Origin of the sequence: Kocuria tytonicola, from assembly GCF_003687455.1 — a bacterium.
Classification (GTDB): Bacteria; Actinomycetota; Actinomycetes; order Actinomycetales; family Micrococcaceae; genus Kocuria; species Kocuria tytonicola.
The window spans coordinates 16944-30828 of record NZ_PHOA01000020.1 but is presented as its reverse complement, the minus strand read 5'-3'; the positions used below and the strand labels follow the sequence as shown (position 1 = coordinate 30828).

14 protein-coding genes are annotated in these 13885 nt (G+C 71.7%); 5 read left to right on the top strand and 9 right to left on the bottom strand.

Features of this window, described 5'->3' with window-relative positions; translation table 11 throughout:
• Positions 1 to 177: 177 nt before the first annotated feature.
• The 3 genes from CWC38_RS04170 to CWC38_RS04160 all read right to left on the bottom strand — a co-directional run bounded on the left by CWC38_RS04170 (position 178) and on the right by CWC38_RS04160 (position 2658).
• On the bottom strand, positions 178 to 1404 hold the full coding sequence (locus CWC38_RS04170) for an MFS transporter (RefSeq protein ID WP_121845562.1): 1227 nt from the start codon (positions 1402 to 1404) through the stop codon (positions 178 to 180).
• 116 nt (positions 1405 to 1520) lie between these two features.
• Entirely contained in the window at positions 1521 to 2282 is a 762-nt protein-coding gene (locus CWC38_RS04165) for a DUF3027 domain-containing protein (protein WP_121845561.1), read from the bottom strand.
• Entirely contained in the window at positions 2275 to 2658 is a 384-nt protein-coding gene (locus CWC38_RS04160; protein ID WP_121845566.1) for a cold-shock protein, read from the bottom strand. The genes CWC38_RS04165 and CWC38_RS04160 overlap by 8 nt, the downstream gene beginning before the upstream one ends.
• A gap of 147 nt (positions 2659 to 2805) precedes the next feature.
• Here CWC38_RS04160 and CWC38_RS04155 point away from each other — a divergent pair, with 147 nt between their 5' ends.
• The 4 genes from CWC38_RS04155 to CWC38_RS04140 all read left to right on the top strand — a co-directional run bounded on the left by CWC38_RS04155 (position 2806) and on the right by CWC38_RS04140 (position 5750).
• Positions 2806 to 3075 (top strand): hypothetical protein, encoded by a 270-nt coding sequence (locus CWC38_RS04155; protein WP_121845565.1) that lies wholly within the window; start codon positions 2806 to 2808, stop codon positions 3073 to 3075.
• A gap of 91 nt (positions 3076 to 3166) precedes the next feature.
• Positions 3167 to 3880 carry a response regulator transcription factor gene (locus tag CWC38_RS04150; RefSeq protein ID WP_121845560.1) on the top strand — a complete coding sequence of 238 codons (714 nt, stop codon included), beginning with the start codon at positions 3167 to 3169 and terminating at the stop codon, positions 3878 to 3880.
• 4 nt (positions 3881 to 3884) lie between these two features.
• On the top strand, positions 3885 to 5357 hold the full coding sequence (locus CWC38_RS04145) for a sensor histidine kinase (RefSeq protein WP_206059851.1): 1473 nt from the start codon (positions 3885 to 3887) through the stop codon (positions 5355 to 5357).
• Positions 5358 to 5459: 102 nt separating this feature from the next.
• On the top strand, positions 5460 to 5750 hold the full coding sequence (locus CWC38_RS04140) for a WXG100 family type VII secretion target (RefSeq protein ID WP_121845559.1): 291 nt from the start codon (positions 5460 to 5462) through the stop codon (positions 5748 to 5750).
• A gap of 7 nt (positions 5751 to 5757) precedes the next feature.
• Here the strand turns inward: CWC38_RS04140 and CWC38_RS04135 are convergent, their stop codons facing one another.
• The 4 genes from CWC38_RS04135 to CWC38_RS12555 all read right to left on the bottom strand — a co-directional run bounded on the left by CWC38_RS04135 (position 5758) and on the right by CWC38_RS12555 (position 9711).
• Positions 5758 to 6924 carry a ribonuclease H family protein gene (locus CWC38_RS04135; protein ID WP_121845558.1) on the bottom strand — a complete coding sequence of 389 codons (1167 nt, stop codon included), beginning with the start codon at positions 6922 to 6924 and terminating at the stop codon, positions 5758 to 5760.
• A gap of 187 nt (positions 6925 to 7111) precedes the next feature.
• Positions 7112 to 8746: a chaperonin GroEL gene (gene groL, locus CWC38_RS04130; RefSeq protein WP_012398905.1), complete on the bottom strand. Its 1635-nt coding sequence runs from the start codon at positions 8744 to 8746 to the stop codon at positions 7112 to 7114.
• Positions 8747 to 9009: 263 nt separating this feature from the next.
• On the bottom strand, positions 9010 to 9309 hold the full coding sequence (locus CWC38_RS04125; protein ID WP_240625040.1) for a hypothetical protein: 300 nt from the start codon (positions 9307 to 9309) through the stop codon (positions 9010 to 9012).
• A gap of 177 nt (positions 9310 to 9486) precedes the next feature.
• Positions 9487 to 9711 carry a DUF3263 domain-containing protein gene (locus CWC38_RS12555; protein ID WP_121845557.1) on the bottom strand — a complete coding sequence of 75 codons (225 nt, stop codon included), beginning with the start codon at positions 9709 to 9711 and terminating at the stop codon, positions 9487 to 9489.
• 63 nt (positions 9712 to 9774) lie between these two features.
• Between CWC38_RS12555 and CWC38_RS04115 the strand changes: the two genes are divergently transcribed.
• Positions 9775 to 10473 (top strand): uracil-DNA glycosylase, encoded by a 699-nt coding sequence (locus tag CWC38_RS04115; RefSeq protein ID WP_121845556.1) that lies wholly within the window; start codon positions 9775 to 9777, stop codon positions 10471 to 10473.
• Positions 10474 to 10502: 29 nt separating this feature from the next.
• Here CWC38_RS04115 and CWC38_RS04110 read toward each other — a convergent pair whose 3' ends face one another.
• Both CWC38_RS04110 and CWC38_RS04105 read right to left on the bottom strand, forming a co-directional pair.
• The gene (locus CWC38_RS04110) at positions 10503 to 12614 is read right to left on the bottom strand and encodes a threonine/serine exporter family protein (RefSeq protein WP_121845555.1); all 2112 of its coding nucleotides are present in this window, start codon (positions 12612 to 12614) and stop codon (positions 10503 to 10505) included.
• 122 nt (positions 12615 to 12736) lie between these two features.
• Positions 12737 to 13819, bottom strand: a complete 1083-nt coding sequence (locus CWC38_RS04105; RefSeq protein ID WP_121845554.1) for a lipid II:glycine glycyltransferase FemX — start codon at positions 13817 to 13819, stop codon at positions 12737 to 12739.
• Between the last annotated feature and the right edge of the window lie 66 nt (positions 13820 to 13885).

The window sequence follows — 13885 nt, the reverse complement described above, 5'->3', positions numbered from 1 at the left end:
GACTCAGGCGAGCGCGGCCACGACCCAGTCGAGGCACTCCAGCAGCGCGCGCACGTCCTGCGGGGGCACCGGCCATCGGCGCCTGTGCTCGTGCCCGGGGCCGCGGGCACGACGGCGGTCGCGTCCCCTTGGAGATGACGTGCCGCCGACGGTGGCTCCACAACCGATGCCGGGGAGTCAGACCGCGGGCACGCCTCGGGACGGGCCGTCCGCGCGGCGTGCGCGCCACGCGAACCACGCCCCGATGAGCGTTCCGACCACCCCGGCCACCACCGCGGAGCCCATGCCCCACCGGGCGCCGAAGGCGTCCGTGAGCCACCCGACCACCGGGGCGCCCACGGGGGTGCCGCCCATGAAGATGGCCATGTAGAGACTCATGACCCGCCCTCTCATGGTGGGCGCCGTGGTGGTCTGCACGTACGCGTTGGCCGTGGTCATGATGGTCAGCGAGGAGATTCCGCAGGGGACCAGCCAGACGGCGAAGATCCAGAGGGTGGGTGCCGTGGCCGCGCCCAGGCACGAGACGGCGAAGGCCGCGCACCCCAGGAAGACGTAGCGCAGCCGGGCGCTCGCCCTGCGCGCAGCGAGCAGCGCTCCGGTCACGGTGCCGAGGGCGAGCACCGAGTTGAGCACGCCGAACTCCTCCGAGCCCCGCCCGAACACCGATCCGGACATGGCCGCGAGGTACACGGCGAAGTTCATCCCGAACGTGCCGATCATGAAGATGGTGCTCATGACCGCCACGAGGTCCGGGCGGCGCAGGACGTATCCCACACCCTCCCGGATCTGTCCTCGGGCGCGGGCGGCCCGGGGAGAGTGGCGCAGCCGGGCGTCGTCGATCAGCAGGATGGCCCAGATCATGGCGGCGAACGTGAGGGTGTTGATCATGAAGACCCACCCCGTGCCCACGGCGGCCACGAGCACACCGGCCACGGCGGGCCCGATCAACCGCGCGGAGTTGAAGGAGGTGGAGTTCAGCGCCACGGCGTTGGAGAGGTGGGTGTCGGGGACCATCTCGGACACGAAGGTCTGGCGCACCGGGGCGTCGAACGTGGCGACGATCCCCAGGGCCAGCGCGAAGGCGTAGACGGTTCCCAGCTGAGCCAGGCCGAGCAGCAGCAGCGCCCCCAGTCCGGTCGCCAGCAGCGCCATGGCGCCCTGGGTCACCACCAGGATCCGCCGCCGGTCGTAGCGGTCGGCCAGCACGCCCGCGTAGGGGGCCAGCAGCAACTGCGGCACGAACTGCAGGGCCATGACCACGCCCATGGCGGTGGCGTCGTGGTCCGTGAGCTCGTCGAAGACCAGCCAGGACTGCGCGGTGCGCTGCATCCACGTGCCGATGTTGGACACCAGTGCGCCCGTGAACCACAGGCGGTAGTTGCGGATCCGCAGGGACCGGAACATGCCGGTGCGCCCGGGGGCGGGCGATTCCGCGCCGTGCGCGCCCCGGTCCCCAGGGCGACCGTTCCCCGGTCCCGGACCGTCCGCCCCGGGGCCGGGCCCGGTGGTGGAACCGCGTCCTAGGATGACGCGCCGTCCTCCATGCGGGTGGAGTCCGTGGGAGTGGGTTCCCCCGTGCCGGAGCCGCCGTTGCCCGCCCCCGGGTTGAACGGGTCCTGCTGCCCCACGGGAGGAGCGGCAGAGGCGCTCGCGGGTTCCTCGTCCGTGGCCTCCTCACCCCCGGACGACGGACTCTCCTCGGGCGCGTTCGACGCGGCGGCGGAGCCGGAGGGGTCGTCCTCGGACGAGCTGGCCCGGGAGGTGGTCTCGCGGGCCTCGCGCTGTTCACCCAGCCCCTGCTCACCCTGGTCCTGATCGCCCTGCTCCTGCGCGTCCTGTTCCCGGACGGACTGCATGCGCTCCTCCCACGGCACCCAGTCGGGTGCCAGCAGGGAGCTCGGCCCGGAGAGCAGACCGGATTCGCACACGGTCACGTGCTTGGACCGGGGTGCCCGGGCCACGGTCGCGTACCAGGTCCACCCGGGGTACCCGGGAAGCTCGCAGTCGAAGAGGTGGGTGAGCAGCCGGTCCTCGTGGACGCGCACGCCCACGTGCTCCCCCACGCCGGCCGCGTCCGCGCCGCCGAGGACCACGGCCTCCCGCGCCAGGGCAACGGCCTCGGTGAGCACGGGGTCCTGCTTGGGCGCCCGGGCGCGGGGCGTGGACCGGGACTTCGCCCGGGTGCGGGCCGCGGGCAGCTGCTCGGACGTCCCGGTCTCGGCCCCGCCGACCGTCGAGACCCCGGCCCCGGAGGCGTCGGTGGAGGTGGTGGGCTCAGGCATCGAGCTCATCCGCCACGGTGCGCAGGATGGAGGCGATCTTCCGGCCGTGCGAGTGGTCCGGGTAGCGCCCGCGGCGCAGCCCGTTGGACATGCCGTCCAGCAGGCGGATCAGGTCCTCGGTCAGCACGGCCATCTCCTCCGGTGGTTTGCGGGTGTTGCGCGTGACGGACGGCGGGGCGCTCAGCACGGTGGCGGACAGGGCCTGCGCCCCGCGCTTGCCGTCCGCGATCCCGAAGTCCATGCGGGTGCCGGGTTTCACCGTGGTGACGCCCTGGGGCAGCGCGGACGAGTGCAGGAAGACCTCCTGGCCGTCGTCGGTGGCCAGGAAACCGAATCCCTTGTCGGCGTCGAACCACTTCACCTTGCCCGTGGGCACGCGGATCACCTCAGTCTCTCGTCGTCACGTGGCGGTGACCGCGCCGGGGGCGCGGCACCGTGCGAACACCACAGTTTATCCCCCGCCGTGACGGCCGGCAGCCCGTTCAACCCAGCGCGTAACGTCAGCCTTGGTACCTTGGTGGCCATGCCTGACTCCTCCACACCCCCAGCACCCACGACCACCGGAAGCCGCACGGCTCGCGCCCCCCGCGAGGGCATCTCCGGTCTCCTCGTGGTGGCGCTCGTGCTCGCGCTGCTGTGCGCCCTCTCCCTCGTGACGGTGCTCCTGGCCGCCTCCGGCGGCCACGTGATCTGGGCAGGATTCACCATCTTCCCCGCGGTCTGTTTCCCCCTGGCCTTCCTGCTGCTGTGCGTCGAACTGGTGCGCGGCGCTCGACGCCGCTCGGCACGCTGAGGCGCGCGGGCGGCGTCGTGCACGCCCGGCACCCAGAAAGCAGCCTGGGCAGCACCAGGAACCGTCCAGGAAACTCGGAGACAGTGGGGTCATGAACGCCAAGACCCCCGAAGCCAAGCTGCTCGTCGTGGACGACGAGCCGAACATCCTCGAGCTGCTCGCCACGTCCCTGCGCTTCGCGGGGTTCGAGGTGGTGACCGCTGCCAACGGGCGGGACGCCCTGGTCAAGGCCGAGGCCGAGGACCCCGACCTCGCCGTGCTGGACGTCATGCTCCCCGACATCGACGGCTTCGCCGTGACCCGCAAGCTGCGCGCCGCGGGACGCCACTTCCCCATCCTGTTCCTCACGGCCAAGGACGACACCGACGACAAGGTCGCCGGGCTGACCGTGGGCGGGGACGACTACGTGACCAAGCCTTTCAGCCTGGACGAGGTGGTGGCACGCATCCGAGCCGTGCTGCGCCGCACCCAGCCCCTCGAGGAGGAGGATTCCCGCCTGAAGGTGGACGACCTCGTCCTGGACGACGACGCCCACGAGGTGTTCCGCGGGAGCCGCGAGATCGACCTCTCCCCCACCGAGTTCAAGCTGCTGCGGTACCTGATGCTCAACCCCAACCGGGTGCTCTCCAAGGCGCAGATCCTGGACCACGTGTGGGAGTACGACTTCAACGGGGACGCCTCGATCGTGGAGTCCTACATCTCCTACCTGCGCCGCAAGATCGACAACGACCCCGAGCAGCCCTCCCTGATCCACACCAAGCGGGGCGTGGGCTACCTGCTGCGCTCCGCGGACAAGCGCCACTGATCCCTTGAACGCGATCGCCCGGCGGTTCCGCTCCGCATCCCTGCGCTCGCAGCTCATGGCGCTCACCGGCCTGCTCCTGGCCGTGAGCATCATGGTCACCACCCTGGTGGCCGTGTCCGTGCTGCGGGACTCGCTGGTGGCGAGCATGGACGAGGAGCTCCGGCAGTCGGTGCCCACCGTGGCGCCCGTGCTCACCGGGGCCCTGCAGGGCCACGTGAGCACCCCGGTACCCACCTCCGGGTACCTGCTGGACGCCCACGGGAACGTGATCGCCTCCGCCCGCGGCGGCGCCGCGACCAGCAGCGGAGAGCCGGACCCGGACCTCTCGAAGATGACCCTGGACTACGTGGTCGGCCACGACGGCCAGGCCGAGACGGTGGGCTCCCGGGGGGACTCCGACCACACGTGGCGTGTGCTGCCCACCAAGCTCACGATGTTCGACATGTCGGTGGTGGTGACGGAGCCGCTGGAGCGCACGAACACGATCATCTCCGGCGTGGGTCTGCTGACCTTCAGCTTCGGACTCGCCACCCTGCTCGCGGCCATGACCGTGGGGTGGGTCATGGTCACCCGGGCCTTCCAGCCGCTGCGGGAGGTGGAGGCCACGGCCGCACGGATCGCGGACGGGGACCTCTCCCAGCGCATGGAGGGCTACAACCCGCAGACCGAGATCGGCCAGCTCTCCTCCTCCCTCAACGCGATGCTCGGGCACATCGAGGACGCCTTCGACGCCCGCACCCGCTCCGAGACCAAGCTGCGCCGCTTCGTCGCGGACGCCTCCCACGAGCTGCGCACCCCCCTCGTCTCGATCCGCGGCTACTCCGAGCTCTACCGCCACGGTGCACTGCAGACGCCCGAGGACGTGGGCAAGGCGATGGACCGGATCGAGTCCGAGTCCAAGCGCATGACCCAGCTCGTGGAGGACCTCCTGACCCTTGCTCGCCTCGACGAACGCCGGGTGTCCACCACCGGTCCCGTGGACCTGCTGCACCTGGCCTATGACGCCGCCTCGGACGCCCACGCCACGGCGCCGGACCGCGCCGTGCAGGTGGTGGGGCTGCGGAACTCCACCCCCGAGGCCGCCTGGGTGCACGGGGACGAGTCCAAGCTGCGGCAGGTGGTGGCCAACCTGCTCACCAACGCCCTGCGCTACACCCCCGCGGGCTCACCACTGGAGCTCGGGGTGGGTCTGGAACCCTCCGTGGACGGCACCCACACGTCCGTTCTGCAGGTCCGCGACCACGGACCGGGCATCCACGGCCGGGACGCCGAGCGCGTGTTCGAGCGCTTCTACCGGGCGGACTCCTCCCGGACCCGGGAGACCGGCGGCACGGGACTGGGGCTGTCCATCGTGGCCGCCATCATCGAGCAGCACGACGGCACCGTGAGGCTCGAGGAGACCGCGGGCGGCGGCGCCACGTTCACCGTGCGGATCCCCCGCCAGGAACCTGTGGACACCGAGCACGACGACGCGTGAGTCCACCCGCCCGGTCCTCCCCGTTCACCCGGCCCGGCCGGTGCCTAGCGTGGGGTCCGCCGGCAGGGTGCCGGCAGCGAACACGTTCCGGGGAGGAACACCATGGCCCACTTCGTCGTCGACAGCGACACCATTGCCGCCAGGTCCCAGCAGGCCCACGGCCACATCGAACGCCTCAGCGCGGAGGTCAACGGCATGACGTCCACGCTCACGGACCTCCAGGGCTCGTGGACGGGCACCGCCTCCGCGAGTTTCCAGGAGGCCCTGCAGTCCTGGCGCAGCGCCCAGGCCCAGGTGGAGGAGGCGGTGGCCCAGATCAACCGGGCGCTCGCCACCGCCGGGACCCAGTACGCCGAGACCGAGGCCGCGAACGCCCGCATGTTCGCGAGCTGACCCCGGTTCAGTCCTCCGCCGTGGCCTGGTGGAACCGCAGCAGCCAGGGTCCCATCTCGTTGTGCTGGTCCTGGCGCACCCACACGGAGCTGCGCCGGGTCACGGCGGTGTCCCCCTCCAGCCGGTAGCTCAGGTGGTAGGCGTCCGCACCCAGCGCGGTCAGGAGAACGTCACCCGCAGTGGCTCCGGGGCTCGAGCACGCGGCGAAGTCCGGGGCGCCGCCCGCCCTGCCCCGCGCGTCCACGCACAGCATGCGCGGGTGCAGGAGGGCTTCGGTCCCGGGACCGGCCGGTGCGCAGACGGCTGCGGTCTCACGCGTGACGGCCTCCGCCACGAGGTGGGGCGGCCACGGGTGCGCGCCCGCCGTGCTCCCGTCCGGGGCTTCCCCGTGCCCGGCTGCCGATCCGTTCCCCGCACCGACCCGGTCCAGGGCCTCCAGCTCGGAGAACAGGTCCGGCTCGGATGCGTCGGAACGATCCAGCACCTCGTACTCGTCCGGCACCGCGAAATTCTCCGGTGCCTCGGACGAGGGCCGCGCACCGGTCGTTCCGGAGACGGGGGGCGTGTCTGCGCCAGCAGCACCTCCACCTGAACCGGGTCGACGGCCAGGGCCGGGTGAGGTGCCCGTGAGCGACTGTGCGCCGCGGGCCTCCCCACCGGCGCCCTCGCCGGACCCCTCGCAGGCTTCCTCGCCGGCGTCGTCACGGAACCCGGGGCCCACGGGCATGTCCCCCGGCGCCTTCTTCGCCTGGTACGCAGTGGCCATGGCGCGAGCACGCTCGTCCGCGGCCTCGTTCAGCTCGTGACCGGCGTGGCCCTTGACCCACTCGAAGTGCACCGTGCGTCCGGAGAGCTCGCGGTCCAGCGCCTTCATGATGTCCACGTTCATCACGGGCTTGCCGTCCCGCTTCTTCCAGCCCTTCTTCTTCCAGCCGGGCATCCACTTGGTGATCGAGTTGATCACGTACTGGCTGTCGCAGTAGACCGTGAGGGGCTCGTCCGCCCGGTGGCGCGTCTGCTCCAGCAGGTCCAGCACCGCCGTGAGCTCCCCCATGTTGTTGGTGCCGTGGGCCCAGCCGCCTGCGCGCCACGAGGTGGGGTCGATGTACCAGGCCCAGCCCGCCGGCCCCGGGTTGCCGAGCGCCGAGCCGTCCGCGGAAGCAATGATCGTCATGGCCCCATCCTCGCAAAACCCGCCGACACGCACAGTGCCGGACCCGGTCACCGCCGCGCCCGGGGCGAGGGCTGGCACGCCGACCGCCCCCCGGACAGGGAAGGACCCCGGACACGACCTGCGCGTCCGGGGTCCTCCTCGGCACCCACCCGCAGGGCGGGTGGGGCACCACTCACGAGGAGTGGGATCACATCATGCCGCCCATGCCTCCCATGGGATCGGCACCCGCGCCCGCACCGGCGGCCTCGGGCTCGGGCTTGTCCGCCACCACGGCCTCGGTGGTGAGGAACAGCCCGGCGATGGACGCCGCGTTCTGCAGCGCGGAACGGGTCACCTTGACGGGGTCGTTGATGCCCGCGGCCATGAGGTCCTCGTACTCGCCGGTGGCGGCGTTGAGGCCCCAGCCGGTCTCGAGCCCGCGCACCTTGTCCACCACCACGCCGGGCTCCATGCCGGCGTTGAGGGCGATCTGCTTGAGCGGGGCGTCGATGGCGACCTTCACGATGTTCGCGCCGGTGGCCTCGTCACCGGAGAGGTTCAGGGAGTCGAACACCTTGGCGCCGGCCTGGATGAGGGCCACGCCACCACCGGCGACGATCCCCTCCTCCACGGCGGCCTTGGCGTTGCGCACGGCATCCTCGATGCGGTGCTTGCGCTCCTTGAGCTCCACCTCGGTGGCCGCGCCGGCCTTGAGGACTGCCACGCCGCCGGCCAGCTTGGCGAGACGCTCCTGCAGCTTCTCGCGGTCGTAGTCGGAGTCGGAGTTGTTGATCTCCGCGCGGATCTGCGCCACGCGGCCCTCGATCTCCTCCTGCGTGCCGGCACCGTCCACGATGGTGGTCTCGTCCTTGGTCACCACGACCTTGCGGGCCTGGCCCAGCAGGTCGATCGTGGCCGACTCCAGCGACAGGCCGACCTCCTCGGTGATGACCTGGCCACCGGTGAGGATGGCGATGTCCGCGAGCTGCGCCTTGCGGCGGTCGCCGAAGCCGGGGGCCTTGACGGCCACGGACTTCACGGCACCGCGCATCTTGTTCAGCACCAGCATGGCCAGGGCCTCGCCGTCCACGTCCTCGGCGATGATCAGCAGCGGCTTGCCGGCCTGCATGACCTTCTCCAGCACGGGGACGAGGTCCTTCACGGCGGAGATCTTGGAGTTCACGATGAGGATGTAGGGATCCTCGAGGACGGCCTCCTGGCGGTCCGCGTCCGTGACGAAGTAGCCGGAGAGGTAGCCCTTGTCGAAGCGCATGCCCTCGGTCAGCTCGAGGTCCAGCCCGAAGGTGTTGGACTCCTCGACGGTGATGACGCCTTCCTTGCCGACCTTCTCCATGGCCTCGGCGATGAGCTTGCCGATCTCGGGGTCCGCGGCGGAGATGGACGCGGTGGCGGCGATCTCCTCCTCGGTCTCGATCTCCTTGGCGGAGGACAGCAGCTGCTCGGTCACGGAGGCCACGGCCTTCTCGATGCCGCGCTTCAGGGACAGCGGGTCCGCACCGGCGGCCACGTTGCGCAGGCCTTCCTTCACGAGGGCCTGGGCCAGCACGGTGGCCGTGGTGGTGCCGTCACCGGCGACGTCGTCGGTCTTCTTGGCGACCTCCTTGACGAGCTCGGCGCCGATCTTCTCGTAGGGTTCCTCGAGCTCGATCTCCTTGGCGATGGACACGCCGTCGTTGGTGATCGTGGGGGCGCCCCAGGACTTCTCGAGCACCACGTTGCGACCGCGGGGGCCGAGCGTGACCTTCACGGCGTCCGCGAGGGTGTTCAGGCCCTTCTCGAGGCCGCGGCGTGCTTCTTCGTCGAATGCGATCATCTTTGCCATGTGTTTCGTCCCTCCTGGACGGTTGACAAACAAGACTTGTCACCACGATGCCCGCGACGGACGGCTCCGCGGCACGGTCCTCACCGTGCCGCGCCACCTCACCGTGGTGTGGTGTCACTCGGGTGCCGGGCAACCGCCACCGGACCCGGTTAGCAGTCCACTCGACTGAGTGCTAACCCAATACTGGCACCCGCGCGCGCGGAACCGCAAACGGTCCCCGTGCCCCGGGCCCGGGTTTCATTCCCGGCTGAACGCCGCCCGGATCAGGCGGGGACGACGCCGCCCGCGCACCGTTGCGACGCCCCCGCCCAGGCGGCGTCGGGTCCCGCCGAGGGGACCGAGAAGACCGGGGATGCGGCCGCGGCCTGCGGCTCCTGCGCCGTGCGCGGCGAGTTCACGAAGCACACCGCGCCGATCACGAGCGACGTCACCCCGGCGGCCACGACGGCCCGCAGCTCGCGGCGGGAGCCGGTGCGGGCCCGGGGGTTGTGGCCGCGGTGCGCGCCCTGCCGGGCACCGTCCTCGGGGACGTCGTCGAACTCGTCGTGGGGGTACTGGCTCATGGTCTGCTTCCTTCTGTGGTCGGGCACCCCTCCCCCGTCCTGCAGCGGCCGTGGTGCCTGCGGGACGGACGGGGCGGGGCCGCGGCGGATGGACTGTGCCGGCCGCGGGCGGTGTGGACGCGGGACGGGACACCACGGCACCCCTCCGGATGCTGGCCCCCGGCACGCGTCCGGCGCTCAGCGCTCCCGCGCGCGTCGCAGCCGGGCGATCAGCATGGGCGCGTGCCGGGCGGCCGCCTCGGAGGAGACCAGGGAGTTGAGCCGCTGGTAGTAGTGGACGGGGCTGAGCCCCAGCCGGGCGCGGATCGCGGACTCCTTCGCACCCCGGTACTTCCAGTGCTGGGCCTCGAGCTCCAGGACGGCGCGGTCGAGCTCGTCGAGATCCTCTCCCGTGGTAGACATGGGCTCAACCCTAGCGCGCGCCGCGGACCCGGCTGTGCGCCGTCGAGCCCCAGGAGGACCGCCGTGAGCACCCCGCGCCCGCTGCACGAGATCATGCACCAGGACTGGGCGGAGGCCCTGGCGCCGGTGGAGCCGCGGATCCGCGAGATGGGTGAGTTCCTGCGCGCGGAGCACGCCGCGGGGCGCCACACCCTGCCCGCCGGGGAGCGGATCTTCCGCGCGTTCCAGGAGCCCATGGCAGCCGTCAAGGTGCTGGTGGTGGGCCAGGACCCCTACCCCACGCCCGGGCACGCCATGGGGCTCTCGTTCTCGGTGGCGCCGGACGTGCGCCCCGTGCCGCGGTCCCTGCAGAACATCTACAAGGAGCTGCACGCGGACCTCGGGGTCGAACCACCCGCGCACGGGGACCTGTCCTCGTGGTCCGGTCAGGGCGTGATGCTGCTCAACAGGGTGCTCACGGTGCAGGCGGGCTCCCCGGCATCCCACCGCGGGAAGGGGTGGGAGGAGGTCACGGAGCGTGCCATCCGAGTGCTCGGCGAGCGCGGGCAGCCGCTCGTGGCCGTCCTGTGGGGCCGGGATGCCCGGGGCACCGCCGCATGGCTGGGTGGAGCCCCCACCGTGGAGTCCGCACACCCCTCGCCCCTGTCCGCGTCCCGGGGGTTCTTCGGCTCCCGCCCGTTCTCCCGCGTCAACGACCTGCTGCGGGAGCAGGGGGCGGAGCCCGTGGACTGGCGGCTGCCGGACGGGGTTCCCCGGGGCTGAGGGCACGGCACCCGCGCCGCCGTGCGACGTCAGCGGCGCCGGTTCCGCCGCTGGGAGAGGTGCTGCATCTGCTCGATGAACGGGCGCATCAGGTACTTGGCGAGCACCACGCCCGCGGCCAGCAGCACGATCGACGCCATGGCGTTGACCAGCTCCGTGATGCCCTGCCCCGAGGACGGGGTCTCCACGGTCAGCGCGTACATCCCCCGGAACAGGGTGAGCCCCGGGAGCAGGAACGTCATGGCGGGGATGGCCAGCACCGCCTGGGGAATCCGGGAGCGCGCCGCGAACAGGGCGGCCACGCAGCCGCTGGTCACCGCGCCGAGTCCCGTGCCGATCCGGCTGCCCGCGCCGAGCGCCGCGGCCCCGTGGTAGAAGAGCAGTCCCACGGCGGCCGCCACGAGCGCCGGGGGGACGTGCCGCGGCTTGACCTGCATGGTCACCGCGATCAGGGCGGTGGAGATCAGCATGAACACGATGTTGGTGAGCACGCCCGTGGGGGTGAAGCTCGACTGCGAGACGTCGATCGGCGGTGCTCCCGCCAGGTTCACCGTGGTGGAGACCCCCAGGGCGATCCCGGCCACGATGCCCAGGAACGCCATGGCCGTGGAGAGCAGCCGCCCGGCGGCCGTGACCGGGAACCCGTTGATCGCGTCCTGCATGGTGGAGACCATGCGCGTGGTGGGCAGCAGCATGATGAGCCCGCCCGCGATGACCTTGGGCGGGGAGAGCTCCACCCCGAGCGCGGAGACGACGATGGCGATCAGCGTGACCACGAACGCGTTGGCCGCCAGGGAGAAGAACTCGGGGATGCGCCACGCCGCCAACTTGCCCGTGACGAACTGCACCACCGTGGCCGAGCCCACGGCCACGAGGGCACCCGCGAACGACGCTCCCAGCGCGAGGGCGAGGGTCCCCGCCGCGATCACCGTGGCTGCCGCCACCATCCAGCGGGCGTAGGGCTTGGGGCGGGCGTTGATCGCCGCGAGCTCGCGCTCGGCCTTGCGCAGGGGCATCTCGCCCTCGATGATCCGGGTGACGAGCTGGTGGGAGTCCGCCAACCCGGAGTAGTTGTCCGTCCAGGAGCGCACCACGCGCATCACGGTGTGGCTGGAGCTCAGCGAGTCGCCCCACGGGTCCTCGCCCGTGCGCGGCGCGCCCGGTTCCCGCCGCTCCCCCGTGGTCCCGGGAGTCCCCGCGAAGGACGCGGTGCGGTCCTCGGAGGCACCGGACTCCGCCGAGGCACCCTGGCCCGCGGCCACGAGCTTGCCGGTGGGCGTGGTCTCCGCGACGTAGTTGATGGTCACCGACTGGTTGGTGATGTCCACCTCCAGGTTCTCCACCCCGTAGGTGGCGCACACCGCGATGATCGCGTTCTCCACGTCCAGGGCGTCCGCCCCGTAGTGGAACATGGTCTCCGCCAGGCGCAGCGCGAAGTTCAGGGTGCGCCGGGCCTGCCGGTCCGTGCCGTCCCCGAACTTGCGCAGGTTCTGGAACGGGGTGGCCGTGAGCCGGTCCAGCACCCGCATGGGAGCCGTGGGAGCGGCGTCGCCCGCCACGAGAGAGCGGAACAGGGACTTCGGTGCGGCCGGGGGCTCCACGCGCGCGGCCGGGTACTGGCCGCGCGGGATGGCCGTGGTGGCCGGGGCGATCTCGTGCTCCACCGTCTCCGGGCGCTCCACCGGCGACGCCGCGGGGGCAGCTCCGCGCCGGGAGGCCGTGCTGACCGGCTCGGTGAGAGCGGCGGAAACCCCCGCGCGGTGCCCCTGGCCCGCGCGGTCGGCGGCGATCTGACCCGGGGTGAGCACGGGCAGTGCCGTGGCCTGCGGGGAACCGGCCGGGGCGGACTGGCCCGTGCGGAGAGGGCGGCTCCCCGTGGTCCGCGGCGTCGCGGCCGTCCGGGGGCCGGTGTACGGGTGGGCGGCCGAGCTGCGCAGCTCGGCGCGTGCGGCCTGCTCCTCGGTGGGGCGGGGCAGGGGGCGCGGGCGGCGCCGCGGCGTGGTGGGCCGCACGGCCTCCCGCAGCGCCGTGTCCCCGCCGGGGCCGAACGGCAGGTCCTCCACACCGGAGGACTCGGTCCCCTCCCCGGAGGAGGGATAGCCCTGGTGGGCCATGCGGGTCAACTGTTCGGTCACGCTCACGTCGGATGAACCTTCCCTGCCGCCGCGGGCACTGCTCGGAACTGGTGTGGCGGGCGCGTCAGGGCGCGTCCATCAGGCGCCGGCGGTGGTGCCGCCGGGCGCGTCGACCGGAAGCCGGCCGCTCAGTAGAACGGCTGCCCCGTGCGGCGCACCCAGAGCTGGCGCTGGACCTTCTCCGCCAGGTTGGTCCACACAGCGTATTTCGCACGGCTGAGCGGCTGGTCCCAGACTCCTGCGTAGTCCACGACAGTCTTGGTGAAGCTCGTCTTGAAGAGGCCCAGGCCGTAGTAGTGGTGCTCCTTGTTCTTGAGCTGGTCCGAGGGCGGGGTGCCGCAGAAGTCGTACTGGGTGATCCCGTGGTCCCGCTTCAGATCCGTGATGGCGCTCCACTGCACCAGGTGGGAGTCCCCGTACTGCCTGCGCCGCGGGGTGGAGCCGCCGTCCTTGTAGGTGCCCTTGCGGCCGTAGGCGATCACGTAGGCGCCCACGGAGGGCTTGCCGTCCTCGTAGGTGAAGTACAGCCGGCCCTGGCCGCGCTCGGCGAAGTTGGTCCAGAACGCCCGGTAGTACTCGTAGGAGCGCAGGTTCACGTGCGCGTGACCCTGGCCCACGGTGTCCATGAGGGCGTACATGGCGCGCATGTTCTCCTCGGTGAGCGGGACCTGCTCCACCTCGCAGCCCTCGCGGGTGGCGCGGCGCACCGCGTTGCGCCCGCGCGAGTGCAGGGACTTCAGCAGGGCCTTCTCATCCATGTCCGTGTCCAGGACGGCCGTGGAGTCGTTGGGCTGGATCTCGAAGGACTTCACGAGCCCGCACCGGGCCAGCACGCCCGCCGCGTAGTCGGAGGCGAGGATCTCGGGCTCGTACTTGATGGCGAACACGCCCTTGGCGGCACCGGCCACGAAGCGCTCGTTCGCGGCCACGATGCCGGGCATGTCCTCCACCGACTCCACGTCCGGTCCCTTGATCATGTACCAGAGCTTGCCCAGGGCCGGGACGGACTTCTCCAGGACCAGGTTGTAGCTGGGCTGGGACCCGTCCGAGGGTTCGTAGACCACGTGACGCGGCGTCCACCCGTGGTCCTTCTTGACCTGCGCGAACGCCTCCGACTGCAGCAGGTTGCCGCCCGATGGATTGGCCGTGACGTGCTCGTCCCACTCGGACACTTCCTGGGCGGTGGCAAATCGTGCAGTGAATTCTCGCAAGGCTCTCTCAATCCTGTGCCGCGGACGTGCTCGGTCGAAGGGCGGCGCGGCCCGGGGGCGCACGCC